At 55.5% G+C, this 24,845-nt stretch carries 23 protein-coding genes and 1 pseudogene; 15 read left to right on the top strand and 9 right to left on the bottom strand.

The window, feature by feature from the left end:
• The first annotated feature begins 204 nt into the window (after nt 1-204).
• Nucleotides 205-1,632, top strand: coding sequence for an oligosaccharide flippase family protein (locus AC2FNR_RS19440; protein WP_496850876.1), 1,428 nt, complete (start codon nt 205-207; stop codon nt 1,630-1,632).
• 301 nt (nt 1,633-1,933) lie between these two features.
• Here AC2FNR_RS19440 and AC2FNR_RS19435 read toward each other — a convergent pair whose 3' ends face one another.
• Nucleotides 1,934-2,284 carry a hypothetical protein gene (locus AC2FNR_RS19435; RefSeq protein WP_480869055.1) on the bottom strand — a complete coding sequence of 117 codons (351 nt, stop codon included), beginning with the start codon at nt 2,282-2,284 and terminating at the stop codon, nt 1,934-1,936.
• Nucleotides 2,285-2,542: 258 nt separating this feature from the next.
• On the opposite strand from AC2FNR_RS19435, the gene AC2FNR_RS19430 reads away from it, so the two are divergent.
• Together AC2FNR_RS19430 and AC2FNR_RS19425 are read left to right on the top strand one after the other, a co-directional pair.
• Entirely contained in the window at nt 2,543-3,247 is a 705-nt protein-coding gene (locus tag AC2FNR_RS19430; protein ID WP_170355789.1) for a sugar transferase, read from the top strand.
• A gap of 42 nt (nt 3,248-3,289) precedes the next feature.
• Nucleotides 3,290-4,594: a polysaccharide biosynthesis/export family protein gene (locus tag AC2FNR_RS19425; protein WP_353392688.1), complete on the top strand. Its 1,305-nt coding sequence runs from the start codon at nt 3,290-3,292 to the stop codon at nt 4,592-4,594.
• Between the two features lie 120 nt (nt 4,595-4,714).
• Here the strand turns inward: AC2FNR_RS19425 and AC2FNR_RS19420 are convergent, their stop codons facing one another.
• Together AC2FNR_RS19420 and AC2FNR_RS19415 are read right to left on the bottom strand one after the other, a co-directional pair.
• Entirely contained in the window at nt 4,715-6,595 is a 1,881-nt protein-coding gene (locus AC2FNR_RS19420; RefSeq protein ID WP_496850919.1) for an AAA family ATPase, read from the bottom strand.
• Nucleotides 6,596-6,613: 18 nt separating this feature from the next.
• Nucleotides 6,614-6,949, bottom strand: a pseudogene (locus tag AC2FNR_RS19415) (Wzz/FepE/Etk N-terminal domain-containing protein); the annotation flags it as partial.
• A gap of 266 nt (nt 6,950-7,215) precedes the next feature.
• On the opposite strand from AC2FNR_RS19415, the gene AC2FNR_RS19410 reads away from it, so the two are divergent.
• The 11 genes from AC2FNR_RS19410 to AC2FNR_RS19360 all read left to right on the top strand — a co-directional run bounded on the left by AC2FNR_RS19410 (nt 7,216) and on the right by AC2FNR_RS19360 (nt 17,998).
• Nucleotides 7,216-8,016 (top strand): WecB/TagA/CpsF family glycosyltransferase, encoded by an 801-nt coding sequence (locus AC2FNR_RS19410; protein WP_170355795.1) that lies wholly within the window; start codon nt 7,216-7,218, stop codon nt 8,014-8,016.
• Between the two features lie 73 nt (nt 8,017-8,089).
• Complete coding sequence (locus AC2FNR_RS19405) at nt 8,090-8,971, top strand: sulfotransferase family protein (RefSeq protein ID WP_496850873.1); 882 nt, start codon at nt 8,090-8,092, stop codon at nt 8,969-8,971.
• A 37-nt stretch (nt 8,972-9,008) separates the two neighbouring features.
• Entirely contained in the window at nt 9,009-9,974 is a 966-nt protein-coding gene (locus AC2FNR_RS19400) for a glycosyltransferase family 2 protein (RefSeq protein ID WP_496850871.1), read from the top strand.
• Between the two features lies 1 nt (nt 9,975).
• The gene (locus tag AC2FNR_RS19395) at nt 9,976-10,902 is read left to right on the top strand and encodes a glycosyltransferase family 2 protein (protein WP_480869058.1); all 927 of its coding nucleotides are present in this window, start codon (nt 9,976-9,978) and stop codon (nt 10,900-10,902) included.
• A 334-nt stretch (nt 10,903-11,236) separates the two neighbouring features.
• Nucleotides 11,237-13,525, top strand: a complete 2,289-nt coding sequence (locus AC2FNR_RS19390) for a glycoside hydrolase family 9 protein (protein ID WP_496850868.1) — start codon at nt 11,237-11,239, stop codon at nt 13,523-13,525.
• Between the two features lie 135 nt (nt 13,526-13,660).
• Nucleotides 13,661-14,095, top strand: coding sequence for a hypothetical protein (locus tag AC2FNR_RS19385; RefSeq protein WP_480869060.1), 435 nt, complete (start codon nt 13,661-13,663; stop codon nt 14,093-14,095).
• Nucleotides 14,092-14,757, top strand: a complete 666-nt coding sequence (locus AC2FNR_RS19380; protein ID WP_170755150.1) for a MotA/TolQ/ExbB proton channel family protein — start codon at nt 14,092-14,094, stop codon at nt 14,755-14,757. The genes AC2FNR_RS19385 and AC2FNR_RS19380 overlap by 4 nt, the downstream gene beginning before the upstream one ends.
• 31 nt (nt 14,758-14,788) lie before the next feature.
• Nucleotides 14,789-15,115 (top strand): biopolymer transporter ExbD, encoded by a 327-nt coding sequence (locus tag AC2FNR_RS19375; protein WP_496850865.1) that lies wholly within the window; start codon nt 14,789-14,791, stop codon nt 15,113-15,115.
• Nucleotides 15,112-15,489 (top strand): ExbD/TolR family protein, encoded by a 378-nt coding sequence (locus tag AC2FNR_RS19370; protein WP_170755151.1) that lies wholly within the window; start codon nt 15,112-15,114, stop codon nt 15,487-15,489. The genes AC2FNR_RS19375 and AC2FNR_RS19370 overlap by 4 nt, the downstream gene beginning before the upstream one ends.
• Nucleotides 15,486-16,649, top strand: a complete 1,164-nt coding sequence (locus tag AC2FNR_RS19365) for a TonB family protein (RefSeq protein ID WP_496850863.1) — start codon at nt 15,486-15,488, stop codon at nt 16,647-16,649. Before AC2FNR_RS19370 ends, AC2FNR_RS19365 begins: the two co-directional genes overlap by 4 nt.
• A 341-nt stretch (nt 16,650-16,990) precedes the next feature.
• Nucleotides 16,991-17,998 (top strand): porin, encoded by a 1,008-nt coding sequence (locus tag AC2FNR_RS19360; RefSeq protein ID WP_170355807.1) that lies wholly within the window; start codon nt 16,991-16,993, stop codon nt 17,996-17,998.
• Between the two features lie 51 nt (nt 17,999-18,049).
• Here AC2FNR_RS19360 and AC2FNR_RS19355 read toward each other — a convergent pair whose 3' ends face one another.
• The 5 genes from AC2FNR_RS19355 to AC2FNR_RS19335 are packed head-to-tail and all read right to left on the bottom strand — an operon-like array spanning nt 18,050 to nt 22,247.
• A complete protein-coding gene (locus AC2FNR_RS19355; protein ID WP_496850862.1) occupies nt 18,050-18,592 on the bottom strand; it encodes a DUF3833 domain-containing protein in 543 nt (180 codons plus the stop codon).
• The gene (locus AC2FNR_RS19350) at nt 18,589-19,206 is read right to left on the bottom strand and encodes a DUF3833 domain-containing protein (protein ID WP_496850860.1); all 618 of its coding nucleotides are present in this window, start codon (nt 19,204-19,206) and stop codon (nt 18,589-18,591) included. Before AC2FNR_RS19350 ends, AC2FNR_RS19355 begins: the two co-directional genes overlap by 4 nt.
• Nucleotides 19,203-20,426 carry an MFS transporter gene (locus AC2FNR_RS19345; protein WP_480869062.1) on the bottom strand — a complete coding sequence of 408 codons (1,224 nt, stop codon included), beginning with the start codon at nt 20,424-20,426 and terminating at the stop codon, nt 19,203-19,205. The genes AC2FNR_RS19350 and AC2FNR_RS19345 overlap by 4 nt, the downstream gene beginning before the upstream one ends.
• Nucleotides 20,426-20,962 (bottom strand): chalcone isomerase family protein, encoded by a 537-nt coding sequence (locus AC2FNR_RS19340; protein WP_496850858.1) that lies wholly within the window; start codon nt 20,960-20,962, stop codon nt 20,426-20,428. Before AC2FNR_RS19340 ends, AC2FNR_RS19345 begins: the two co-directional genes overlap by 1 nt.
• Nucleotides 20,925-22,247, bottom strand: coding sequence for an NAD(P)/FAD-dependent oxidoreductase (locus AC2FNR_RS19335; RefSeq protein ID WP_496850856.1), 1,323 nt, complete (start codon nt 22,245-22,247; stop codon nt 20,925-20,927). The genes AC2FNR_RS19340 and AC2FNR_RS19335 overlap by 38 nt, the downstream gene beginning before the upstream one ends.
• A gap of 189 nt (nt 22,248-22,436) precedes the next feature.
• Between AC2FNR_RS19335 and AC2FNR_RS19330 the strand changes: the two genes are divergently transcribed.
• Nucleotides 22,437-23,162, top strand: coding sequence for an SDR family NAD(P)-dependent oxidoreductase (locus AC2FNR_RS19330; protein WP_496850854.1), 726 nt, complete (start codon nt 22,437-22,439; stop codon nt 23,160-23,162).
• 15 nt (nt 23,163-23,177) lie between these two features.
• Here the strand turns inward: AC2FNR_RS19330 and AC2FNR_RS19325 are convergent, their stop codons facing one another.
• Complete coding sequence (locus tag AC2FNR_RS19325) at nt 23,178-24,830, bottom strand: Y-family DNA polymerase (RefSeq protein ID WP_496850852.1); 1,653 nt, start codon at nt 24,828-24,830, stop codon at nt 23,178-23,180.
• Between the last annotated feature and the right edge of the window lie 15 nt (nt 24,831-24,845).

The following is a 24,845-nucleotide window of genomic DNA, read 5'->3' as shown; positions in this document are numbered from 1 at the left end:
CGGGTCGGTCTCGAGAACGCTCGTTCAAGTCTGCTTCAGAGCCCACTTTGCCTGCTCGAGCCAGGGGGAAAGTTGACAGGTCAAAAGGAGGGCTCCATCCTTGCAGCAATTCCAGTGCAGTTGTTTATGAGTCGTGTAAGTGCCTGATCACGGCAGTTAGGTTCTAATGAGTTTCAAAGAGGCGACCACAGGGTGCCGGTCTCGATGACTTGGTTCTTTGTTCCCAGAATCCTGTCCGCAGTTTTTGTGGTGGCGATCCTAGTCGTAATTACCCGTGTTTTGGGGCCGGCAGATTTTGCCAGGTACAATCTGACAATGTTACTGGGGACTATTCTGTTCTCGTTCACGTTTCTCTGGCTGGTTATCGCGATCAGCCGATTTCACCATGCTAAGGAATTCGAAGGTACCACGATTGCAATGACCTTGGGCGCGGGCGCGATCTTGTCGGTCATGATGTTGGTCGTTTCCGTAATTGCTTCCTTGATTTTGCCCGGAGCATGGGTGGACGGGCTGTTTTACGCTGCGATCTTCAGCGTCAGTCTGGCAATGCACGAAGTGGGAACAACGTGCCTTCGGCTGTATCACGAAGGCCCGAAATTCGCTGCGGTCACCCTGCTGCGTCATGCGCTTGGCGTAGCCTTCGCGATCGGGCTTGTGCTAAGTGGCGGGGGGTACAAAAGTGCGGTGATCGGAATGTCACTGGGGGCTGCGCTGACGGGTGCCTATGCGCTGGGTATCGCGTTAAAGAAGTCTGGTATCGCCTGGCCACAGCTCAGCGCAATAAAAACCTACCTGTGGTTCGGTTTTCCGCTGGCCGTGGTTGCGTCAAGCTCAACGTTCTTCGCGATGTCGTCGCAATCTCTTTTGGCTGCGTTGGCCGGGTTAGAGGTTGCCGGATACTTCGCCGCTGCGCAGGCACTGGCTACACGAACCTTGGGGCTACTGATGAGCACCATAATGCGCGTTGTCGCACCCTCTGTCTTTGAAATGCAGGAAAAGCATGGCACCGCAAGCTCGAACGCTTATCTGGAGCGTTACTTTTCGTTCTTGATGCTGGTGTCGATTCCCCTTGCTGCGGCGCTGATCTGCGCTCCTGAGGTCTTGGCCAGTCTTCTGTTCGAGGCTGATTTTGTCGAGAATTCTTCAGAATACCTTCGGATATTGACGCTTGGTTCGTTTGTTTTCGGGCTTCAGGGTGCCTATATCAGCTTTTCTTTCACGCGGGCGAAACGGACGGGGTTGCAACTGACCATAACCTGCTGTGCCCTGATAGCGCATGTGATCCTGTCTTACTTAATCATCGAGCTCTTGGGCGCGCGAGGCGCCGCTCTTGCCTTTGCACTGAGCGCCCTCCTGAGTTTTATGGCCTATCAGTATTTCGGTCGCAAAATTGATCCGGTCACTGTGCCAGCGCCTGAAATCTACAAGGCCATTGCCGGGACCGTTGCCTTTGTTCCATTGGGGCTATTGGCCAACTCGTCATCGGGCTTGCCGGTTCAACTTGGCTTGTTGACCCTTGCCGCAGTGGCGATGTTTGCCACTCTTGTGGCCGTAAAACAAACTGCCGCTCTTGTTGTCGTCGCAAAAATCAGGCGCGGGCTGAACATCGGCGAATTTCCCTCTTTGAAATAGCGTATTATAAACAGCTTCTTAACCAATGCCCGCAAAGCCCAAAAATATTGGGTGGCACAATTTTGCCTAACGACGCTGCGTATTTTGGTTTTTTGTGCCGGATGAGTCGTTGTTCCAGAGATATGATGGTAATATGACACCAGCTTCAAAATTATGTGTCAAAGCATAACGAAAGGATTCACTGACCTATATTGGTGAGTGGGTGCCCCAAAAAACGCACATTTGAGGCGCATGATAGGCAGAGTAAAATACGCGAAACACCAAGAGCAAGAGCAAGAGCTTAGAGAACAATGCTAGCAGTCTACTTACTGGCAGGTCCGTTGATCGCCGCAATGTGTTTTGTAGCATTTCTTATTTCCGGAACGACCATTGGATCAGCTGCGTTGACCAGCTTGTTCATCGGATGTTGTGCTCCGGTTCTGATCGCGGGTCTTAATTTTGCGTTCAACTTAAAGTTGCGTGAAAAATTCACGCGTAAAGTGTCGATGAAAACCGAAAACTCTTCTGGTCGCAATGCCTGACGGCGTGTTGTACGATTAGCTAATCTGACTCTTCGAGCAAAAAATTCTACATCGTCCTGCGAACCGTCGGCGCCTGGAATTTGCGGAAAATTCAGGCAGCTGAGCCTATTCACTTTGTCAATTAATAACAAAAAAGTTGTTTCGCCTCGTCAGAAGTGCGATCATCTTGTGGGGCTACAATTCTGACCACGTTTTTTAGTGAGTCGGGAGAATATAATGGGTGGGTAAACGCGCATCATCGCGCGCGACCTCGAATCTATTGAGCGAAAATTAGGTTTACTGGAACGTCGTGAGCCATTTGGGTTCTAGGCGTTTCTCGGGTGCATTTTGTTTGAAGAATGCTCCGTCGATGTGGCCGTTGTCCGAAAGTGCTAGTTTTGGGGGTTACCATGAACCAACTTCGAGGTTCTTTCCAATTAGAAGACGCTGAAATTTATCAAAATAATCAAGCTTCTGTACAGCTTGAGAGTGACAAAGACAGTTTGAAGAGTTTTTATGCCGTAAAAGGGAAGCGCATTCTGGATGTTTTTCTGGTTGTGATTGGTGCCCCATTTGTCCTTCCGCTGATGGGTTTAATTGCCCTTATGATCAAGCTTGAGGGGGGGTCTGTCATCTACCGGCAAAAGCGCATTGGATTGGGTGGCAGGGAATTCGACTTTTTGAAGTTTCGCTCGATGGTGCCTAACGCCGATCAGCTTTTGCAGAAACATTTAGACGATAATCCTAACTTTGCGTCTGAATGGGAAACAAAGCAAAAGTTGGACGACGACCCAAGGGTGACGAAACTCGGGCGATTTATCCGCATGACCTCCTTGGATGAACTGCCTCAGCTATGGAATGTTTTGATTGGTGACATGAGCCTTGTTGGACCACGTCCCATGCTGCCTGAACAGCAGAAGATGTATCCCGGGAAGGAGTACAATCTGATGAAACCGGGCATTACCGGACTTTGGCAGGTTTCCGAACGCAACGACGTTGGATTCTCGCATCGCGCGATTTTTGACAGCGACTATTCGCGGAAGATCAGCCTTTGGTTTGACCTTAAGATACTGGTTCGAACCGTTGGGGCGGTTTGCAACGGTACCGGCTGCTGACTGCGACGTGTCACGGTGTTTTTCGGTAAGAGATATTTTGAAATGAAACGCGACGAAAGAAACGGTGACTGCGGCGTGCAACGGGCGAAAGCCATTCGCTTGGTCTCCGGAGTGATATTGGGCTTGTCCCTTAGTCAGTTGGTGGCGACCACAGCAGCCGCAGATTTTGATCTTGAGCCGGGGGACGAAGTGACTGTCGCCTTCACCGGGCTCGAGGATCTGTCCTTTGACGCGACCATAGATGCGCATGGGGATGTCAATTTAAAATGGTTGGGACAGTTTCAAGCTCAGGGCAGGTCCACGGATGAACTTGAACAACTCGTCCGACTGGATGCGGCCGGAAAAATCGTCAAGCAATACGACCAGAACGGCGAGATCTACATTATCCAGCTGGACGGCGATGAGATTGAAATCGTGCGCAACGGCTACCGGCCGATTATCGTAGGGGGCGATGTTGCGCAAACCGGTCAAATCGATTTTCGGGTGGCAATAACCGCGCGCGAGGCTGTGGCTTTGGCCGGTGGCGTCCGAAGCCGCCTGCTGACTGACGATATCACCATTGATCCTATTCAATTGCTGCGATGGCAAACCGCTTACGGACAAGCAGCACTAAAACATGCAGAAGGTATTGTTACGGCGTGGCGTGCCTCGTCCGAGATTGCTCAGGACATGGATTTGCTGCCTCCAGTGGAAACTGCGGTTTCGGTATCACCTAAAGTTCTGAGTGAATTGGTGGCCGAGCAAATCAGAATCCGGAAAATCAACCAGGAAAATGAGGCCGGTGAACGCGAATTTTTCACGAATGCAAAAAAACAGGCTTCTGAAAGAATTCGGATTCTCGAAGAGCAAAAGACCGAATTGGCCAAGGCGCTGAAGGCCGACGAAGAGGAAGAAGCTAGAGTCGTCAGCCTGGTCGACAAAGGTCTGGCTCCTGGGTCCCGTTTGGCTGATACGCGGCGTACGACCGTTCTTTCAGCGACCCGCCTTTTGGATGTCGAGGAAGACCTCGCGGGCACAAGTCTGATCATGACCCGGCTGATACGGGACCAAGAGCAATACGAACAAGAGCGATCGTTGCGGCTGCTTCAGGAACGAAGGGCAGCTACTTTGGACGTTCGCGACGCGCGGCATCAGATGGACACTATTTCGAAGTATCTTGCGGGCGCCTCGGATGAAATCGGTACTGAAAGCCTGATTATGGATATCGACTACACCGTTACCGTTTTTCGGATGGTAGATGGCCAGTTGCAATCCCGAGAGGTCGACAAGCTGACTCAGTTGCTGCCTGGGGATAGCCTTGAGATCTCGGTCCAGGAAATCGCGCCGGAGCCTCCGCTGACGGAGTGATCGCGTTCTCTTCCGACCTTGTGCTGAACCGAAACTGGCTAAACTGTGTTTATCGGCAGGTCGCATTCAAACTCACGACGGCAGACGTTCTGCACGCTTGAACCCACCGGCTAACCCGGCTTACGCCATTAGCGGATCGCCATATTTTCTAATTTGCTTCATATCCACGCGAGTTGCGACCAAGGCAGCCGGACGTACCCCTGCATTTTCCAGCTCACGCATTGCCTGCATAACATAGTTTCTGTCAGTCTTGTTCCAGCGCGTGAACAGAATGACACGCTGCGACACTTGAGAAAGATAGGCGGACTCCACGGCCTGCAAAAGTGGTGGCGTGTCCAACAGAATGACCTCGTATGAATCCGCCAACCCATGCAGTAGGTTCAGGAAAGTTTGAGAACACAGAAAATCCTCAACGGACTTGATCAGTTTGGTGTCTTTTTGCGTTCCGACAAGGGGAAGAACATCCAACCCGTCCTGTGGTGTTCCAACTATGAAATCCTGCAGAGATAACGGGTGGTTGACAGCGTATTTCAGAGACTCTTCGGTGACTTGAGACAGGTCTCGATAAGTCGATGTTACTGTGTCGCAATCCACGATCAATGTTCGATACCCCGCCTGGGCACCGACAGCACCAAGCAGTAGAAGCGTAGAGGTCTTGCCTTCATCCGCCAGCGCGGTTGCGCCTGAAAAGATCATGCACCCGTTTTCCGGAGTACGATGGTTGCTTTTGATGTCCAGACTCTTCGAAAAAAACTCAGCAGCTTGAGACGTCGACAATTCCCCATCCTGGCGAAGTGTTCGTAAGCCAAAATCGGCGTTCGCCAAAAGCTTGCGCCCGTAGTGAAGAAGCTGGGAATCGATCTTACCGTTCTTTGTAAAAAATGTTTCGAACGGACGGTTCCGTTTCATTTCTGGCACAATCGCCGACAACTTGATGCCAGTGGTGTTTTCAAGTTCGTAAGTCGTTCTCAGGCGTTTTTGGAATAGTTCGCGAATAACAACATATGCCAACCCAAAGAAAACAACCACGATCATGACCATAAGCGCAGTAACGGAGCGCCGTGGTTCGGAAGGCTCAACGGGAACCCGCGCGGTTTCGATAATATGCGCGCCAGCGTCCAGGTACTCTCCTTGGTCTGCACGACGGCCAAGCTGAGAAACAAAATCTCGATAGATTGCTTCAGCGACCAAAATTTCGTTTTCAATTCTCTTGGTGACTGAATCGTGCTGAACTTGACGAACCTGTTGTTCCTTGAAGTTTTCGATAGTGAGATTCAGTGCCGCAAGTTGCCCTTTCAGAACGTCAGATCTGCGTTCTGCAGCATTTTGGGCATCTTCGAGCACCGCAACGCTTTCCTTAGAGTCGAGCGCCTTGCCCGGAACTTGGGACATCAGCCCGGTCTCTGCCGCGAACTCGACCGCCTCAATCAGTTGATCATTGCTTTTCAGGAAACGCAGGGTCTTTAACTTCCCGTCGATCTCAAACAGTTCATCACCAACCAGAGCTGCTCGTTTTTCGGCCTTAATTCTCTGCGCCTTGATTGTCGCGTATTCGTCCGGAGTGAAGGGGGTATCAATCGAGTGCGCCTCGAGATCCGAGCTGAGCGTGTTCAGGTCCTCGCGTATTTGACCGATCCGGGTGGCAAGCCATTGCTGCGATTGCACAAGGTCGTCGCGCTTCATTCTGGTCAAAAGCGTCATATATTCACTAGCCAGACTGTTTGCGATTAACGCCGCTTTTTGCGGAGATTCCGAGGTTACCCGAATTTCGTAAACCGCCGAAAGATCGCCAATCTGTTCAATATTTCTTGAGTCTTGCAGGTTTTTTATGGTGGTTTCTCGCGTCAGGTCCAGTTCTGGCTGACCTTCACCGCTGGTCGCCAGCTCGTTGTCTTCTCCAACAAGGTAGGCGACCAGCTGGTCTTTCAGCCCCCGTGCCAGATCAATCGGAGACAACGAAATAGCTTCGTCTTGCCCTGAAAACTCGGGGTCGTTCTGCAACTCCAACCGGTCAACGACAGTTTCTATCAAGTCAGTCGAGCGCAATAAGACCAGTTCGCTTTCAAGGGAAGTTAGCGACAAGGGCAAACCGGATACTTGCGGTGTGAATTCAGTTTCTGTCTGAACGCGGGTTTCGATCATTACCTTGGCGTTCGACGTATATTTTGAAACCGACAGATACGTCAGGGCATAGGCCACAACTGCCGCCATGAAACCTAAACATAGTACCCAAAACAAAGAACGCCTGATTGCCCAGGCAATGTTTGACAGAACCCTAAGCTCCGGGTCGCCTGCCGAGGTCAGTCCCAGTCCTGATAGTTCCGCATCCAAACTTCTTCGGTACTGATCGGTCATAACTCACAAACAAACTAAATATCTATATCTTGAAACATAAGCCGAGAGGGGGGCATTCAACAGGAAAATCTGCAATTGCGCGAACAATAGACTAAAATTTTAACTATTGATGCTAAAAGTCGAGATAACGTGATAAGAATAGTCTTAACTTAGGTTAATTCGCCCGCAATCCGGGTTTCAGAGCCAAATTTAATAGTAAGAATCACTACGCCTGCTAACCTTACGCCGTACCTAGTATCTACCTTTGTTTTTAGGGACGACTGATTATGAGTAAACATGCCGAAATGCGTTTGCCGCATATTTTGGTGGGTGGAATGCCTGTCGCAGTTGCAAGTGACGAAGAACTCACGTCAGCCATGGTTGAAGACGTGAAGCAACGTAGGTCAGGACAGCTGGGCCGTGCGTTGACGGTGTTTTCGTCTAATGCGCATGCAATTTCCGCGTATTCCACGGATGAACGGTTCACAAAGGTCATGAACTCTGCCGATATTGTCCATGCGGACGGCCAGATTGTTGTCTGGGCCTCCAAGTTCATTAAGGGCCAACCCCGAATCCCCGAACGAACTGCGACCACTGACTTTATTCATTCGGCGGCAAAAGTCGCCGTGAAGAATGATCTTAGTTTTTATTTGTTGGGCGGCGTCGAAGAAATAAACCGCGACTGTACCGAAAAACTCAAGGATTTGTATCCCGGTTTGAAAATTGCCGGACGGCGCAATGGGTACTTCGACGAAAGCGAAGAAGATGCCATTATCGAAGATATCAATGCGAGCGGCGCGGATATTCTTTGGGTTGGGTTGGGTAAGCCGAAAGAGCAATATTTCGCTGCGCGCATTGCTCCAAAGTTGGAAAACTGCGCTTGGATTGTGACCTGTGGCGGGTGTTATCACTACATAGTTGGTGATTACGCTCGGGCGCCTTTGTGGATGCAAAAGTCGGGGCTGGAATGGCTGCACCGAATTGCAACTGGTCCGCGATACCTGATCAAAAGGTATGTGCACACCATTCCGCACGCGCTGAGTATTGTTCTGAGAAAAGACATATCCCGGCGATTGCGACGGCAATAACACACACCGCCGGCGTATTTAGTATTTCAAGTCGTCGGGCGGGTTCTGTTGATGAGTTGGAAGGTGTTTTAAAGTGGCGAAAGTCGGATTTATTGGCATTGGCGCGCAAAAAGCCGCGACAACATGGCTGCATCATGTCCTCGCGGAACACCCTGACGTGGTAACCAGCGAAACGAAAGAGCTGAACTTTTTCACTGCAAACTATGACCGTGGGTACACGTGGTACGAATCCTGTTTCGACGACAATTCTGAGGGCCGTATCAGGGGTGAGTGTTCGCCCACCTATTTTTTCAGTCGTGACGCAGCTCAGAGGGCACGGGCCTACAACAAAGATCTCAAACTGATCTGCATTTTGCGTGATCCGATCGAGCGGGCGTTTTCGAACCATATGCACGAAATACGCAAGGGCCACATTGATCCGGCAACTTCGTTCGAGACCGCATGGGCACAAAACCCTGCCTATGCGCTTCAAAGTCACTACAAGGCCAATCTGGAAAGTTGGCTTGCCCATTTTGATCGAGATGCGCTGCTGTTGCTGTTCTCCGAGGATATTTCCGCCGACCCTCGTGGCACCTATGACAAAGTTTGCGACCACCTTGGCGTCGCGGCCGAGGCCAACCCCGTGTCCCTGGGTGCCCGTCATCACGAAAGCATCACGTATAGGATGCCCGGGGTGCAAAAAACACTCCGATATGGCGGCGATACAATCCGTTCGTTGGGCATGCCGGGTCTGGTAAGTTCCCTGAAGGAATTGCCGGGATTGAAACAGGCGCTGTCGATGAACAGGCAGCACCTGAAAACCAAAGTGGCACCGCCAATGCCGGAAACGCGGCAACGCCTGGCAAGTCAGTTCATGCCGGACATGGAATATGTGGCCCAACAAGCTGGTCGGGATGTCTTGCCGTGGCCGACATGGCGGGACGTGTTTGCTGACCGTTCCGAATCCCAAGGGTGAGTCATGGGGTTCTTCCAACCAGTTGGGGCGATTGAAAATGTGCGCTAAGGTTCAGCAAGACCCCGTTCTGCATGTCGCGATTTGCATTGCGACTTATCGGCGACCCCATGGGCTGAAAATGCTGATCGAAAGCCTGAATGCGCAGTATCTGGACGGTTGGAATGTCCAGATCACGCTGGTCATCGCGGACAACGCGCCGGATGAAACGGCACAATCCCAGTTAGGCGACATACACGGGCTCAGCCTTTGGCCGGTGATCTACGTGATCGAGCACGAGCGCGGAATTGTTTCGGCGCGCAACCGGACTCTGGCTGAGGCCCCATATGATGCAAGGTATTTCGCCTTTCTGGACGATGACGAAACGGCCTCTCCTACTTGGTTGGCGCGCATGCTTGATGTGATTGAAACACCCGAGACGGTTGCTGTGCAGGGCGCAGTCCAGCCCAAATACCGGAAACAACCGCCAGATTGGGTGGACGCATTAGGGCTGTTTCAAATGGGGCCTTATGAACATCGGGCTCAGTTACCTTCTGCTGCAACGAACAACTCGATCGCGGATGCTGCGGTCATTCGGGCGCATGGCCTGCGGTTCGACATGCGCTTCAACACGACCGGAGGCGAGGATGAAGAGTTCTTTTCGCGGTTAAAGCAAACGGGCGGCACGATCCGGTCTGCAGCCGATGCGCTGGTTTGGGATGATGTCCCGGAAAACAGGACCACCATGCGTTGGCTAAGCCGACGTTGGTTCCGCAAGGGCAATACATTGGGGCGCATCGCGTTGATCCGGCGTCAGGGGGTGGTTCTACGGATGGTCAAAGGCGTCGGGGCCATCGGGTGGGGGGCAGCCTTGTGCCTGTGTTTGGGTTTCGGCTCCAGAGCAAGGATGTATCGGGGTGTTCTTGAAGTCTGTCGTGGTGCGGGAATGCTGGCGGCGATGGCGCGATTAACCTTTTCCGAATATAGCGCGGCGGCCGTTCAGGTCGATCGCATAGGGGGGCGTTGACATGCAGCAGGCAAACCCGGTGTTTTCGGTGGTTATTCCCGCACGCAACATGGAACGTTTCATCGAAGAAACGTTTCAAAGCCTTGTTGCCCAGACCTTCGCAGATTTCGAGGTTCTTTGTATTGACGACGGCTCGTCCGACGGAACTCGGGGCATCATCGAAGAGTTTGCCGGTCGCGACCCGCGTTTCATTCCCGTTGTCGGGCCGGCCAAGGGTGTTAGCGCCGCACGAAACTTGGGTCTAAGTCTGGCGCGTGGTGTCTACGTGTTATTCCTGGATGCGGATGATCTGCTGCACGCTGATGGGCTGCTGTTTTACAAGGACGCTCTCGAAGGTTCTGACGCAATCGGAGCGCTGGCGGGCGTCCAGCGTATTAATGTCGATGGTGAACATCTGCGCGGTGCTGATAACAGGTCGCTGGTACCGGACGGAGAACAACTGCCTGCTTTGTTGAAAAAGAACTTTGTCGTAAACGGAGGCGCGCTTGCCCTGCGCACCGAGGTGGCACGGCTGTCCGGAGGATATGACGAAGACCTGACCGCCGGGGAAGATTGGGAGTTCTGGTGCCGTGTCTTGCTGCATGGCCAATTCAGCGTGATCCGAGGCCCGGCTTTGTTGTATTACCGTCAGGTCGCAAACGGGGCGAATTTCAAAACACGCAGTTCGCTGTTTGTGCAGCAGGTGCCTTGCGTCAAGAAGATTGCGGTTAATCCTGAGATGCAAAAAGAATTCGGCGCGCGTTTGCGTTTTCTTTTACGTGCGCGGCACATAGATGCGTTTTGGTCGGGTGTCCGAAATCAGTACCTGTATGGGCGCAAACCCGTCGCCTTGTTCGAAGGCTTGTGTGGCGTGATCATGTACCCGGACAGCTTGTTTCGCCCGAAATTGATCTGGCGCTTCGTTCGCAGTTTGGATCGAAGGGTGTAAGATAGGCGAATGATCAGAAGGGGGCGCATGATCAATGGCTTTGTCTCGGCGTATTTTTTTGTTGCAAAGCACCTGTTTGGCAGGGCTTTTGTCGATTGGGGCCGCGCCGGTTCATGCTCAGGCGCGTCAGCATGTGACAGAAGATAGTGTTGGATTTGTTGGCGCAAGTACTATCCAGCTCACTCTTGTTGATACCAAATTGGCAGCACCTGAATCTGTTGAAGTGACCCCTAGTGACCGAGTCGTATGGTCGCCGGACCCAACAAAGGATTTCGGTTCGGTTGGGAAGTTGAATGGTCGTTCAGGGAACTTCTCGGGGAATGAGAGTGCAACCATGCCTCAACTTTTCACAAGTTGGGCCAAAGTCGAGAAGGGCAGCCGCTTGGGCGGGTTTCGTCTGGGCAAAGAAGACCATCAAAAGCACGCTTTGGCTGATGAGGCCGATCAGTGGCAAGTGACCGTCGACGGTACAGCCGTGCAGGTGACCGCGCTGTACCGCAAATCTACACCTGTTCAGACGATGGCAGTCGCAAACGGACGTTTCGAAAGCACGAAAAGGCATGTTGTAACCTTCGAACTGGATCAAGACATTCCCGACGGTGCGGTCGTTGCTATCAAGGGGCCATCTGTAAAAAAGATCGAACACCGCCGAGAAAAAAACCCGTTCAGCGAAGCGATCCACATTTGTCACGCCGGATATCCTCTGATCGGGCCAAAGAAGGCATATGTCGGTGCGTGGTGGGGTCAGGACCAGAACGGCCGGGCCGGAAACACGGATGGCGCAGTATCGGAAGACACGGTTTGGCGCCTTACGTCCACCCAAGACGGGGCCGAAGCGATGTCAGGTCGTTTGCGACTTGTGAAACCTGGGGCCGAGCCGCATCGGAAAGACCTTAATTTCAATGGCTGCGATATATATGAGGCTGACTTTTCTGACCTGCATCTCGAGGGAGATTTTCATCTTCATGTCGACGGGTTGGGTCGGTCCTTTCCCTTCCCTGTATCACTTGCACCTTACGACAAAGCCCTGCGACTGGCTGCCCGCTGGTACTATTACCAGAGATCCGGTTGTGAAATTGTGGAACCATTCGGCGAGGGGATATCGCGGCCGCGCGACGGCCACCCCGACGATGGGCTCAGAATATGGCAAACGGACGTTAAACTGGGCGTTACAAGCGAGGGCTACGGAAAAGCGCGCGTTTTTGAATTGCTGTCCGAGTATGTGCAGGGGGCAGGAGGTACCGACGCCGCGCCCGAACTGTCGACGATGTCGACCAATCCAAGCGCATGGGGTGGATGGCATGACGCGGGTGACTGGGATCGCCGCGTGCAGCACATGGATGTGGTCTTTCACATGGCCGAACTTGTCGAGGCTCATGATCACTGTCGAACTCTGGACCTGAATCTGCCTGAAAGCGGCAAACCTTTCGCGCATCCGGCCGTGAAGGCCAAAAAGAACGCGCAGGATATCGGAGATGGTCAAACCGTCCTGCCTGATCTGATCCACGAGGCACTTTGGGGCGCGTCTTTGTGGCGTCGCACACAGCACGAGGATGGTGCGATCATAGGGGGCGTCGAGTATTCCAGAAGCGGGATATTTGGATCGGTTTCATGGAACCCGGTACAGAAAATCTATGCCTATGGACCCGAGGTCTGGGCCGCTTATCGGTTCGTCTTCGGCGCAGCCAAGCTGGGGCATGTGATCAAGAACACCTGCGCAGACCAGGTGCTGGGCGATGCGATCATTGCCGAGGCCCTGTCGGCGTGGAATTGGGCGGAACAGCAACCCGTGCCGGACATGGACGAAGCTGATGAGACGGCCGTTTTGTCGAAAAGCAGGGTCGCCGAGGCTCGTGTCGCTGCCGCGGCGGCTTTGTATCGGGCGACCGGTAACAAACAGGCGCGCGCCGCGTTTGAAGCTCATAACCCGTTTGCCCCGCAGGCTGATACGCCTGTGGACGGCGTTCGATTGGGTGTCTATCCCTACAGCAATACCGAATATATGAAGGCCGCCAAAGAAGGCAGGCCCGTAAACAGCAAGGTGTATTCCGCGATCGGTCGATGGATAAAATCGCGCGCTTTGAAAGGCGAAAGAATGGGGCGGGATTTCGGGTTGCACACGACGGCCACGTACCCTTGGGGCCGGGGTTGGATGCGTTTTGGTCCCGGCTCGAACTGGAGAGCCGGGCAGTTTGCCATGTACGGTGCGTTGGTAGAGGACGTGCCGCAGGATTTGCTGAACAAGGCTGCGGAAGGCATGTGGTTCGGGCTGGGCTGCAATCCCGCCAATGTCAGTTTTGTGCAAGGTATGGGGCATCGCGATTTTTCGGACCCTTTGATGACCGACCGGCGTGGAACGGCCACGATTCCCGGCCAGATCAGCTTTGGAGTAGCAGGAGGCAAGATGCACAAATGGGAGCAGAGAAAGACACAAGGGTCGATTTACCCTTCTCTCCAGGATGACTGGCCGATTTACAATCAGATCTTCGAAAGTCGCAGTATCGCCGTGACAGCGGAACATGACATGAAGGCGAACGCGATGGAATGGTTGGTTGCCTGTGCATTCGCAACGCGTCGACCCTCTGATGAGGCGTCGGGAAATGGTGACACTACAACCGAATAGGCGCAGGTCTGCCACGAAATTCACAAAGCCGTCTGCTACTCTTTTACCGGCTTGCGGTGTTCGCTATGTGTAGCGGATCGCCAGTCAAGTGTCGTCGGTCTTCGATGTCCACTTTGAACAATCGGGAGCACGTAAATGCCGTTTCTCCGCCCGGCCCTTGTGGCTTTGATCTTCTGTAGCTTGCCGTTCGCGTCTGCCGCGCAGTCTCAGGACAGTGGGCCGGGGAATTTGCAGATTGAATTGAATGCCTTGCAGGATGTCGAACAGGGCTGTCGTATGAACTTCCTGGTCGAAAACAAAACCGGTGTCGACATAGAAGACGCAAGTTTCGAAACGGTTATCTTCGACACATCTGGCAGTCTGATCACCCTGACGCTGTACCCTTTTCGCGAACTGCCCGTGGATCGCCCCCGGTTACGGCGATTTGACCTGCGCGACGTAAGCTGCGCGTCCATCGGCCAAGTGCTGATCAACGGTGCAAAGAAATGCTCGGTCGACGGCGCAGACAGTCCGATCTGCATTGAGGCACTGAAGCTGCGTACCCGCACAGACGTGGAGCTTCTGGGATGAGCCCGATTGACGCGCTGCGCGAAATCCTGAACCTTGGCGGGCCGGTTGTTGCGATCCTGATTGCCATGTCCGTCGTGACCCTTGCGGTGACGCTCTATAAGGTCTGGCAGTTCACCGTGTCAGGTGTTGGACGGCACCGGGTGTTGTCGCAGGCATTGGCCGCCTGGGATGATGGCGACAAGCAGACGGCGCGCGCGCGGCTGGCCAAAAGCCGCAGCTATCTGGCCCCGTTGGTCGAAGTGGCCATGGATGCGCCGGATGCACCGGGGCTGGACCAACGTCTGGATGCCGAAGCCGGGCTGGCGCTGGCCGGGCTTGAACGCGGCTTTCGCCTGTTAGACACGGTGGCGCAGTTGGCCCCGCTGCTGGGTTTGTTCGGGACTGTTCTGGGTATGATCGAGGCGTTTCAAAGCCTGCAATCCGCTGGCTCGTCTGTTGATCCGTCACTTTTGGCGGGCGGAATTTGGGTGGCTCTGATCACGACTGCCGTAGGGTTGGCCGTGGCTATGCCGACCTCAATGGTCCTGTCTTGGTTCGAAAGCCGGACGGCACGTGAAAGAGTATTCGCCGACAAGGCGCTGCGCACGATCCTTGTGCCTGGGCAAGCGATCCCGCTCGCCGATACTGACCAACCCATGGAAACCGCACCGGGACATGCGTAACAGGGCGCCCTTTGTCAGACGACCGCTGTCGATGACGCCGCTCATCGACGTGATCTTTCTGCTGCTGCTGTTCTTCATGCTCACGTCAACTTTTTCGAAATACGCCGAAATCGAGCTGAGTAACGCGACCGGCGGCGGCACTCCCTCTGATACCCCGACCGAACGGTTTTTTGTTCAACTCGGGCCCGAGACGCTGACTTTGAACGGTGCTGACATTACGTTCGATGATCTGACGGCGCATGTCGAAACCGGCCAGATTCTGATCAGTTTGGGCGAGGCGACCACCTCGCAGCGGTTGGTGGACCTTTTGGTCCGGCTCAGGGGGCGCGAAGGTCTCAGCGTTTTGGTGCTGGAATGATCCGCTCAATCCGTCCCCGCCGCAAACGCGACTCCACGATCGCTCTGATCAATGTCATCTTTTTGATGTTGATCTTCTTTCTGATCGCCGGAACGGTTGCGGTGCCGCTGGATCCGGATCTTCAGCTTGTGGATACGTCCGAATTGGATGGGCGCGAACCTCCCGATGCTTTGGTAATGCACAGTGACGGCAGCCTGAGTTTTCGCGGAACAGAGATTGAGCCCGAAGCCTATATGCAAGGTCGAGAGCCCGGCCCGGTGCGGATCGTCCCCGATCGCGAGGCGCTGGGCGCGCGTCTGGTCGAAGTTACGGGGACATTGCGTCGTCTTGGGGCAACATCTGTATTCGTGGTGACCCAAAAGGCGTTGGAATGATCCGGGGGTCCATTTTCATCGCGGTTGTCGCCGTGCTGGTGTCATTGCTTCTGCATTTCATGGGGCTTGCTTTTACGACGCCAAATCTGGTTCAGGATGCTGGCACTTCGGACGCGCAAGATACGGTTGAACTGGGCAACAGTTTCGAAGACCTTGCCGAACCCGCATCAGCACCGGAAGAGCCGGAGCCTGTCCCCGAGCCCGAGCCGCCAGCCGAAGAAGAAGTTGTCGAAGAACTGCCAGAGGAACCTGAAGTGCCGGTCAGCGAGGCGCTAGTCGCCTCGGAAAGCCCTCAGCAGACCTTCTCACCGGATGTTGGTGAGGCCGAAGTTGTGCAGCCCGTAGAAACCGAGCCAGTCGAACCGGATGTGGCTGAGACCGAAGATACATCTGAAGGCGAAGAAGCCGCGAGCGATGAAATTGAAGAAACTCCGTCCGTGGAAACAGCAGAGGTGGTCGAGATACCCGAAGGCGATCCGGACGTTTTGCCCGAGGAACTTGAGGCCCCCACCGAAACGCCGCCCGTGACACCGGAGGTCGAAGAACTTGCAGCGCTTCCTGAACCCGAAGCTGAACCTGTGCCCGAAATTTCAGTCGTGCCGGTTGTGCCGCTTGAAGATGAAGCGGTCGATCCCGTTCTGCCCGAAGCAACCGCCGAGCCGGAAGAGACCGAGGCGGATTCGGAACTGGCTGTTCGGTCCTCGATCCGGCCACAACGGCCCGAACGCGAGCCGACACCCCGACGGCAGGGCGCAAGTAATGGCGCGCGGGATTTCAGTGATCTGAGATTCCCTTCGCAAGAGATCGAGTCGCCCTTATCCACCTATCGGCGCAGCGGGGTCGATAACTTCACCCGAGGCAACAGTGGCACTCGGTCTGGTGGGCGAGGGCCCGGGAATTCGGACACCACCAACTATGCGGGCGAGGTTCTGGTCCATCTGAACCGCGCCCCGGTCGTCTTTGTCTCGGCGCGCGGCTTTGCGCAGGTTTTCTTCCGGATCAATCCTGACGGATCACTGGCCTTTGTCGATGTGGTGGACAGTTCCGGCTCGCCCGAAGTCGACCGCGCTGCCCGCGCGCAAGTTCGCGCCGCCGAGCCGTTCCCTCTGCCGCCCGGAGGAACCAGCCGCAGTTTGTCGTTCTTTTACACCAGCAATTGACCACCATCGGACATGCAGATCGTTTTATCTGCACTCAAAAATTTGGGTTTTGAATTTACCTTTATTTTCAATGCGACAGTCCGGCGCTTGGCCGTTTCAAGGCCCGCCGCCATTTTTGTTGATCACACCTTTGTAATGTTTCTGGTGAATCCCCGAATGGTTCTTAAATAAACGCTAACCGCATGCGGCGGGATCAACGATCAGTGCAAAGATGCAACAAACTCCATTGCGCTGACAAAAAAACGCAAGATACATATTGCGTAATTTCTGTAAATCTAAGAATGGAAGCTCAAGTCGCAATTGCGCGGCTGTCCTCCTCTCGAAATTTATGGAATCACACCATGAAAAAACTCCTCATCGCATCGACCGCGCTGATCGCAACCGCAAGCGTTGCTGCCGCGGAAGTTAAATTCAGCGGCTACGGTCGTTTTGGTATTGGCTACGAAGAAGATCGTTCTGCACAAACCACAACCACGACCGCCGGCGGCGCCGTCAACGTGAACAATCCTTCGACCGACAATACCATTCTGGTGTCGCGTTTCCGCCTGAACATCGACGCCAATGTCGAAACCGACAGCGGTGTCGAATTCCAGGGCCGCGTTCGTTTGCAGGCCGACGACGACTCGTCCACCGGTGAACAGAACGAAGCTGGTCTGAACGGCGCCCGTTTCTCGGTCATCTACGGCGGCTTGCGTGTTGACGCGGGCAACGTCTCGGGTTCGTTCGACAACCTGGATGACTATTTCGGCAACGAACCCGGCCTGGAAGAATTCCTTGGCCAGTACGTTGGCGTTAACTACTCGTTCCTCGAGTACAGCTCGACCGGTTCCGGTGCAAACGCGGTATTCTTCCGTTACACCGTCGGCGATTTCGCGTTCTCGGCCTCGTATGATCAGGACACTCAATTCCTGGGCGCGGGTCAGACTGACGATCGCGATCGCTGGGACGTAAGCGGTTCGTACACATTCAACAACATCACCGCGTCGCTGGCCTATGGTGAGACCGACGAAGGCGCTGGTGTTGAAAAAGAAAGCCTGGCCGTTCTGACCATCGGCGCAGAACTGGGCGATTTCTACGGCACCCTGTTCCTGGCAGACGACGACGTTGCTGACGATGCCGAAAACGGCACTGCCTATGGTCTGTCGGCATCCTACAACGTTGGCGCAGCAACCACCCTGCAGTTCGTTTACGGTGACGGCAATGCGGATGACGATACGCGCAACATCGGTGTTGGTGCCATCTACGACCTGGGCAACGGTGCAACCCTGCGTGGCGCTGTTGGCGAGATCAAAGACGGTGACGAAGACGGCCGCATCCGCGCTGACTTTGGTGCTCAGTTCAACTTCTAAGTTGATCTGAACCATACAGACTATTGGGCGGGTCCTTAGATCCGCCCTTTTTCATTTCTTTTCAAAGAACAGAATGACTTCGCCCAAGCGCACGCCGTAACGCGAAACATAAGCGCGGTTCAGCAACCGGTCATCCGACAACAGCCACATCCAATCGTCGAAGTTCACGCGCATTGTGCCTTCTTTGATGGGCAGGTCGATTTTGTATTTCCAGTTGAACGTATCCCCACGCTCGACACCCGAGGCGGTGCCAAGCACGCCCGGAGCGGTTCCTGTCCACGTATCTTCACCTGTTTTGGTCAGAGTCCAGATCCGCTGTTCCGTGGCGCCATCGTCATAAACAAAATCTTCGACAAGCGTCAGCGTTTTGCCGTCCCATGTGCCGTCTATATCCACAGTAAACCGTCGCGGGACATTGCCCAGAACGTCTTGGAACTGCCCATAGGCTACGGTTTCGCCCTCAAAGAACTCTTCCAGATTCAATTGCCGGTCTGACAGGAACGTCTTTGGAACGCGCGGCTTGGCCGAACAGGATGCCAAAGCCACAATCCCCACGACCGCCAGAGCTGAGACAGTAAGCCGCCGGATCATCATTGCAGTGGCCTCACGTCGCTGTCTGCATCATAGCCGTTCGCCCCGTTCAGATGCGCGGTCTTAACCTCGGGCGCAGGTCGCATCGTGGCAACCAGTTCGGCAACCTTTATTCCGAACTTGCGCATCTCGGATCGGTTCATGATCACACCGTTTTCGGTCAGATACATCCAATCGGTCACGTCCAGAGTATGCCCGCCTGAATCTTGCGGCAAAATGATCCGGTACTTCAACTTGACAGTAGACCCCGAGATCGTGCCTTGACCCTCGCCCACGATGTCATCTGCAGTGGCGGTAAATGTGTTGCCAGTGCCAAGTGTCAGATACCATTTGCGGGTCATCTGCTTGCCGTTGGAATAGGTGAAATACTCGGCCAGTGTACCGGTGTTTCCGTCCCATTCGCCAACCATACGGGCAACAAAGCTGTTGGTCATCTTGCCGTTGGGTCCATAGATCAACCCCTCGGACAGGATTTCCCCGTTCAGGTTCTGTTTCATGTTAAAGGCAGGGCCTGTGCTTGCGTAGTCCGCAGGCACCTGCGAGCGAAAGCTCAGGAACCTCCGCTTTGCAATGATCACCAAAAGGATGGCGGCAAGAAGGATGGCAACAAGTGTCATTTGGAAGTGACCTCCGTTGGCAACGTCAGAACCATTCCGAACGCGCCGAGTTTCAGGATGCAGGGCAGCACTGCGTAAGCGAGGTTGAGCGTATTCAGAGCCTCGGCCGAGTTTGCTTGTCCCGGAGCGAATCCGCTGCGTTCGAGCAGCGGCAAAGTGAAGAAGGCGGCCAATGCAAGGCCCAGTTTGCCCGCAAATGACCAGATGCCAAACGCCGCGGATGCGTTCAGGCCAGCGCGCGTCAGTACGACCGAGAACATCGCTGGCAACACGACCATATCCGCGCCCAATGCGGCACCAGATGCAATACAGATCACTGCGAACCCAGTCAGGTTCCCCGCCGACAGAGTGGCGGCACCGATGAAGCCTGCGATCGAAAGGGGCATGGCGATTATCAGAGTCTGTTTCGGGCCAATTCGGTTGCTTAGGCGTGCCCAAAGCGGAACGCTTGCCCCGGCGCTGAGGAAAAACAGGATCAATAGTGGCCCGGCTTTTCCAGGCAATTGCAGGCGATCTTCAACGAAGAACAAAAACAAGGTTGACGTGATGGCCACAGGCAAACTGTTCACCAGCGCCAAAGCCAACAGACGCAGCGCACCTGCCTGACCCAGCCCTGCAAAAGATAACCCATCGCCGGTAATCGGCGTACGCAGCCAAATGGGGTACGTCACCGCGCATGTCAGCACCGCTAACAGGCCCAAGAATATGCCGAAAGCTGGATATCCCTGAGCGGCCGCTCCGAACGCCAGAAACAGAGCAGGGGCACTGGCTGCGACGACCACTCCTAACAATTGGCCGCCTTCGCGCCATGCGGCCAATGTCATCAGTTCTTTCGGATCTGTCTGTTTTGCAAGGGTGGCGCTGCGGCCATACAAAAGGATCGTGCCGAGGCTGTAGGCCGAAAACAGTAACACCAGAACAGAGACTAATGCTGTGATACTTGCGCCTTCGGGCAAGTTAAAGAGGACCGGAAAGCCAATGGCCAATCCCAGCGCAGCCATTGCTGCGAACACAAGTTGGGCCTTGGGCCAACGATCGATGGCCCAGCCGATCAAAGGATCCTGCACCAAATCGACCAACCGTATCACCAGCAGGACAGTACCGATTACGCCCAGTCCGATACCAAGATTGACGGCGGCGAAACGCGGCAGATGAATATAAAGCGGGATACCCGCTGCCGCGAGCATCAGCGCATAGAGGCTGACCCGCGGATACAGCATTATTGTCCCCGCAACTTCTGCGAGAAGGAGGCCGAGCGCGTGTTTTCACCCAAGAAAACAGACATGAAACTGCGCTTGATGCCCGGATAGGACATCGTGCAGGTCTTGGCTCCATTCAGCCAGAAAGACACGCGATCTGGTCCATCTGATACGGCCAGGTATCGGTCGCCTTTCTTCACGGCCTTGAAGCAGGTTTCAAGCTGATCGCGCACCGGGGCCGGGCTGCCGATGCGCTCCATCTCATCCAGTGTCGAATTGATCAGCGCCTTTTTCGTCACGTTGCGGCGGTATTGAAGTTCAAGGGCAAAGTCCTGCCCCCAATCAAACGACGCACCGCGCTGTGTAAACAGCTGTGCATTATACAGAGGCAGTCCCAAGTACCGGTAGGTTGCCGTGCCATGCAGTTGAGGGTTGTCCAGCGTGTTGAGGCCCGGTGAGGCTGCAAGTCCGCCAGGGACCAGCAGCAACACCGAAGTCAACGCCGCGCGGAAGCCACCCTTAGGCAGGGATGGCCGGGCCTTTTGCAAGAGTGTCATCTTCAGCTCCGAGGGTTTGCGGGGTGCCGTTCAGCTGCGCAACGACATGCATCGCGCTGGCAATCCCGTCTTCGTGAAAGCCGTGCCTGTTATAGGCGCCGGCAAACCAGGTTCGGTTCTGTCCCTGCATCTCGCGGATTTGCCCTTGTGCCTTCAGGGCTGCTTTGTCGAATACCGGGTGGGCAAATTCGACCTGATCATAGATTTTATCCGCAGAAATTTCTGATGAAGCATTCAGCGACACGAACAGGGGGTCACTGTCCGGAATATTCTGAAGCCGGTTCATCCAGTAGGTTACGCCAACATTTCCAGCCTGCGACCGATAGGTCCAACTGGACCAGCAGGCGCGTCGCCGTGGCATCTGGCGTTCGTCGCAATGCAGAATCGCTGTATTGGGCTGATACCGGATTGCGCCAAGTGCCGCGCGCTCGGCTTCAGTCGCGGCATCACCCAGAATGGCCAGCGATTGATCGGAGTGCGTGGCGAGGATAATCTCGTCAAACTGATCCGCGTGCCCTTGGCTGTGGACCGTAGCACCCACATCGTCGCGTTTCACGTGATCAACCGGAGAGGCCAATCGGATATCACATCCGCGCGCGCGCAGCGCGGCATCGATGCGGCGCACATATTCGATGCTACCGCCTTTGACGGTATACCACTGATGCTGCTTCGCGCGTCCACTGGCCAGCAGAGCGTGGTTCCGGAAGAATTGCACCAGCGAGCGGGCCGGGAACTGATCCACGAACTCAACTGGGGTCGACCAGATCGCGCCACACATGGGCATCAGATAGTTGTGGCGGAACCAATGGCCCAGGCGCAGCTGATCCACCAACTCTCCGATTGTGGTGTCATCGTCTTGGGCGGCCTCTGGGGCCTCTTTTCCGAACCGCAGGATGTCGGCGATCATTTTGTAATAGGCAGGGCGGGCCAAGTTGCGTTTCTGCGCCGTCAGGGTGCGCAGGTTGTTCAGCCCGTATTCGATGCGGCCATTGTCAATGGTGGCGCCAAAGCTCATTTCCGATTTGATGACCGGAACGTTCAATTCGTCAAATAACGCGGTCAGGTAGGGATAAGTCACATAGTTGAAGACGATGAACCCGGTATCCACCGGTTGGTCGCCGTTCTTTCCGGCCATAACCGTGCGCGCGTGGCCGCCCAGCCGGTGTTCGGCCTCAAAGACGGTTACGTCGTTGTTTTCTGACAGGTAGTAAGCTGCGGAGAGACCCGAGATGCCTGCGCCAATGACTGCGATTTTTTTCCGGCCGCCCCGGGATTCGTCGAACATTCAAGCCTCGTTATGTAACGTATTACAATAAGATACGCAGATTAGGCGGGGGTGGATCAATCGGATTAGGTGTTTTTCTTGAATGCACTATGTTGTGACCTCGGGTTACAGAAGACCTGTCGGATCTGCTTTTGATCCAGCGCCCCGTCGCGGTCGTAAAAGAAACACAACATATGAAACGGTCGCGGAATGAGCAGCTTTGACGGAAAAACCTATTGGATCATTGGTGCAAGCGAAGGTCTGGGGCGGGCTTTGGCCCAAGCTCTCAGCCGTCAGGGCGCGCATCTGATCTTATCCGCGCGCAATGCCGACCGTCTGGCCGAGATGTGTGAGACTTTGCCCAACGCTCGCGCAATACCCATGGATGTGACCGATTTGGATTCGGTTCGCGCCGCAGTGGCTGGGGCGGGCGCGGTGGATGGTCTGGTTTATAACGCCGGGGCCTATGATCCCATGCGCAGTGGCGATTGGGATACGGAAACCGCGCTGAGGATGGTCGATGTGAATTATCTGGGGGCCATGCGCGTGTTGGGGGAAACCGTGCCCGGTTTCGTCAAGGCCGGACAGGGTGAGATCACGCTTATCGGGTCTCTGGCCGGATACCATGGATTGCCTGCTGCAATTGGCTATGGGGCCAGCAAAGCCGCGCTGGTGTCTCTGGCAGAGACGATGCGGCATGATTTGGCTGGAACTGGTGTGACTGTGCGGATCGTCAATCCGGGCTTCATCAAGACCCGCCTGACCGAGAAGAACAGCTTCAAGATGCCCATGCTGATGACGCCCGAGGATGCAGCAAATCGCGTGGTCAAAGCGATGGGGCGTCGCCGGTTCCGCACCGATTTTCCCGCGCCGTTTTCCTGGGTGATCCGGCTGATTGACTACCTTCCGGATTGGTTAGTATATCGCGGAAAATAGACCCTAATTAGGCATTTATCCAAACTGACCGTGGCAAAACCAGCCCGCCGACATGGTGCCTCCGTGGCCGTAAAACAGCCACAGCCGTTCGCCCTGTTCGGTCACAACCACCCAGTAATCGCGCACACCGCTGCGCCAGTTGGGGTCATCCAGCCACCATTCGGGTGCGATCCGTTCCGGCCCCGTCGCCTGCGCCAACTGCCAGTCTCGCCCGCGCCAGCGGAAGGTGCTGGGCACGTCCGGGGTATCGGGGGCCGTTACCGGCTCGGGCTGCCACATCTGCAAGGGGCGCGGGCGCGGCGGCGCGGGCCAGTCGGACGCGGGCTCCGACCACGCAGCGGCCAGCACCTGTGCGGTTTTCTCGGGGATATGCGAGGCCGCCGGGTGCCGCCTTGTGATCGCCTCCAACCCGACCCGCGCGCCCAGCTTGGCCGTAAGGTCTTCGACGGCGGTGTTGCCGTCCAACCGGTTGCGGGCGACGCGGCGGGCCTCGGCATGGCCGGCCATGGTGCGGGCGTGTAGGGGTTCAGTCTGCACCGCCTCAAGCCGCAGCATGTCGATGCCATAGCCCGCGTCGATCTGGTCAATTTTCATCTCTAACAAAGGCCGAACACGGTGTTTGTCATAGGTTGGGCGGGCCAGTCCGACCTCGATAACCTCGGCGGCCTGATCGGCGCGATGAGCTTCCAGCCGTAGGGTGCGTACCCCGCGCGCTTTCTCCTCTAGCTTGGTGCAGAGCGTTGGCAGAACGCGGTCGATGGCGGCCATCACATCCTCGGTCAGGCCGATCGGGTTGGGTAGGGTCATCCGCACCGCAAAGTGATGCGGCGGGCGGGCGGGGGAGACCGGCTCGGGCGCGCTGCCCATCGCCTGATCCAGCCGTAGCACAAGCCCCCGCCCAAATCGCCGCGCCAGCGAGGCACGCGGCTGCCCCAACAGATCGCCGATCCGGCGCAGACCCAGACGGTTCAGTTGTGCGACCACCTGATCCTCAAGCCGCAGCGCCGCGATGGGCAGGGGGCTGAGCGCGCCATAGGATTGCCCCGGCGCTGCGATCCGCGCGCCACTGCCCACAGCCACCACTTGCGGTGCGGCCCCGCCCTTGGTCCAGTGCCGCCGCTTGGTGGCGCGGGCGCGGGTGGCGCGAGCCTCTTGGCTGATGGCGTCGCCATTGCGGTCGGAGGTGGCCTGTTGCCCCGCGTAGCGCGCCAGCGCCCAGGCCGCGCCCAGCGTGTCGGCGATGCCCATCTGTACGCTCAGCCCCATATCTGCGCAGTCGGTTTCGATCACGTTCAACAACGCTTCTTCCCCGCCGAACAGATGCGCGCAGCCTGACAGATCCACGATCAGGCCATCGGGGGCTTCTTCGGCAACCCATGGGCTGAACTTGCCCACCCACCGGCGCAGGGCGGTCAGAAACGCAGCCTCGGCCGGGGCGTTGCGGGGGCGTGTCACCAGATTGGCGCACATGGCATGGGCATCGCGCACTGGTTGGCCCACGCGCAACCCGGCGGTCTGCGCCGTGGCGTTCAGCGATGTGATCACCTGCATGTTCGACTGCTCGGTCACCACAGCCAAAGGCCCATCCTGCAGCCCCCGCGCAGCGCGGATCAGCCGTTCAGCCCCCAGACGAGGAAACCAGAGCGAGAGTATTCGGCGTTTTGGCATCGGCAGACATCAAAA

Source organism: Ruegeria sp. SATB045 (assembly GCF_059613525.1).
Note: the sequence above shows the minus strand (reverse complement) of the source record. Positions and strands in the feature narration are given on the sequence as shown.

Bases quoted from the DNA above. Each gene is read 5' to 3' on its own strand.
- AC2FNR_RS19440 (WP_496850876.1), top strand. From the start codon at position 205: ATGACTTGGTTCTTTGTTCCCAGAATCCTGTCCGCAGTTTTTGTGGTG.
- AC2FNR_RS19430 (WP_170355789.1), top strand. From the start codon at position 2,543: ATGAACCAACTTCGAGGTTCTTTCCAATTAGAAGACGCTGAAATTTAT.
- AC2FNR_RS19425 (WP_353392688.1), top strand. From the start codon at position 3,290: ATGAAACGCGACGAAAGAAACGGTGACTGCGGCGTGCAACGGGCGAAA.
- AC2FNR_RS19410 (WP_170355795.1), top strand. From the start codon at position 7,216: ATGAGTAAACATGCCGAAATGCGTTTGCCGCATATTTTGGTGGGTGGA.
- AC2FNR_RS19400 (WP_496850871.1), top strand. From the start codon at position 9,009: ATGTGCGCTAAGGTTCAGCAAGACCCCGTTCTGCATGTCGCGATTTGC.
- AC2FNR_RS19395 (WP_480869058.1), top strand. From the start codon at position 9,976: ATGCAGCAGGCAAACCCGGTGTTTTCGGTGGTTATTCCCGCACGCAAC.
- AC2FNR_RS19390 (WP_496850868.1), top strand. From the start codon at position 11,237: ATGCCTCAACTTTTCACAAGTTGGGCCAAAGTCGAGAAGGGCAGCCGC.
- AC2FNR_RS19385 (WP_480869060.1), top strand. From the start codon at position 13,661: ATGCCGTTTCTCCGCCCGGCCCTTGTGGCTTTGATCTTCTGTAGCTTG.
- AC2FNR_RS19380 (WP_170755150.1), top strand. From the start codon at position 14,092: ATGAGCCCGATTGACGCGCTGCGCGAAATCCTGAACCTTGGCGGGCCG.
- AC2FNR_RS19375 (WP_496850865.1), top strand. From the start codon at position 14,789: ATGACGCCGCTCATCGACGTGATCTTTCTGCTGCTGCTGTTCTTCATG.
- AC2FNR_RS19370 (WP_170755151.1), top strand. From the start codon at position 15,112: ATGATCCGCTCAATCCGTCCCCGCCGCAAACGCGACTCCACGATCGCT.
- AC2FNR_RS19365 (WP_496850863.1), top strand. From the start codon at position 15,486: ATGATCCGGGGGTCCATTTTCATCGCGGTTGTCGCCGTGCTGGTGTCA.
- AC2FNR_RS19360 (WP_170355807.1), top strand. From the start codon at position 16,991: ATGAAAAAACTCCTCATCGCATCGACCGCGCTGATCGCAACCGCAAGC.
- AC2FNR_RS19355 (WP_496850862.1), bottom strand. From the start codon at position 18,592: ATGATGATCCGGCGGCTTACTGTCTCAGCTCTGGCGGTCGTGGGGATT.
- AC2FNR_RS19350 (WP_496850860.1), bottom strand. From the start codon at position 19,206: ATGACACTTGTTGCCATCCTTCTTGCCGCCATCCTTTTGGTGATCATT.
- AC2FNR_RS19345 (WP_480869062.1), bottom strand. From the start codon at position 20,426: ATGCTGTATCCGCGGGTCAGCCTCTATGCGCTGATGCTCGCGGCAGCG.
- AC2FNR_RS19340 (WP_496850858.1), bottom strand. From the start codon at position 20,962: ATGACACTCTTGCAAAAGGCCCGGCCATCCCTGCCTAAGGGTGGCTTC.
- AC2FNR_RS19335 (WP_496850856.1), bottom strand. From the start codon at position 22,247: ATGTTCGACGAATCCCGGGGCGGCCGGAAAAAAATCGCAGTCATTGGC.
- AC2FNR_RS19330 (WP_496850854.1), top strand. From the start codon at position 22,437: ATGAGCAGCTTTGACGGAAAAACCTATTGGATCATTGGTGCAAGCGAA.
- AC2FNR_RS19325 (WP_496850852.1), bottom strand. From the start codon at position 24,830: ATGCCAAAACGCCGAATACTCTCGCTCTGGTTTCCTCGTCTGGGGGCT.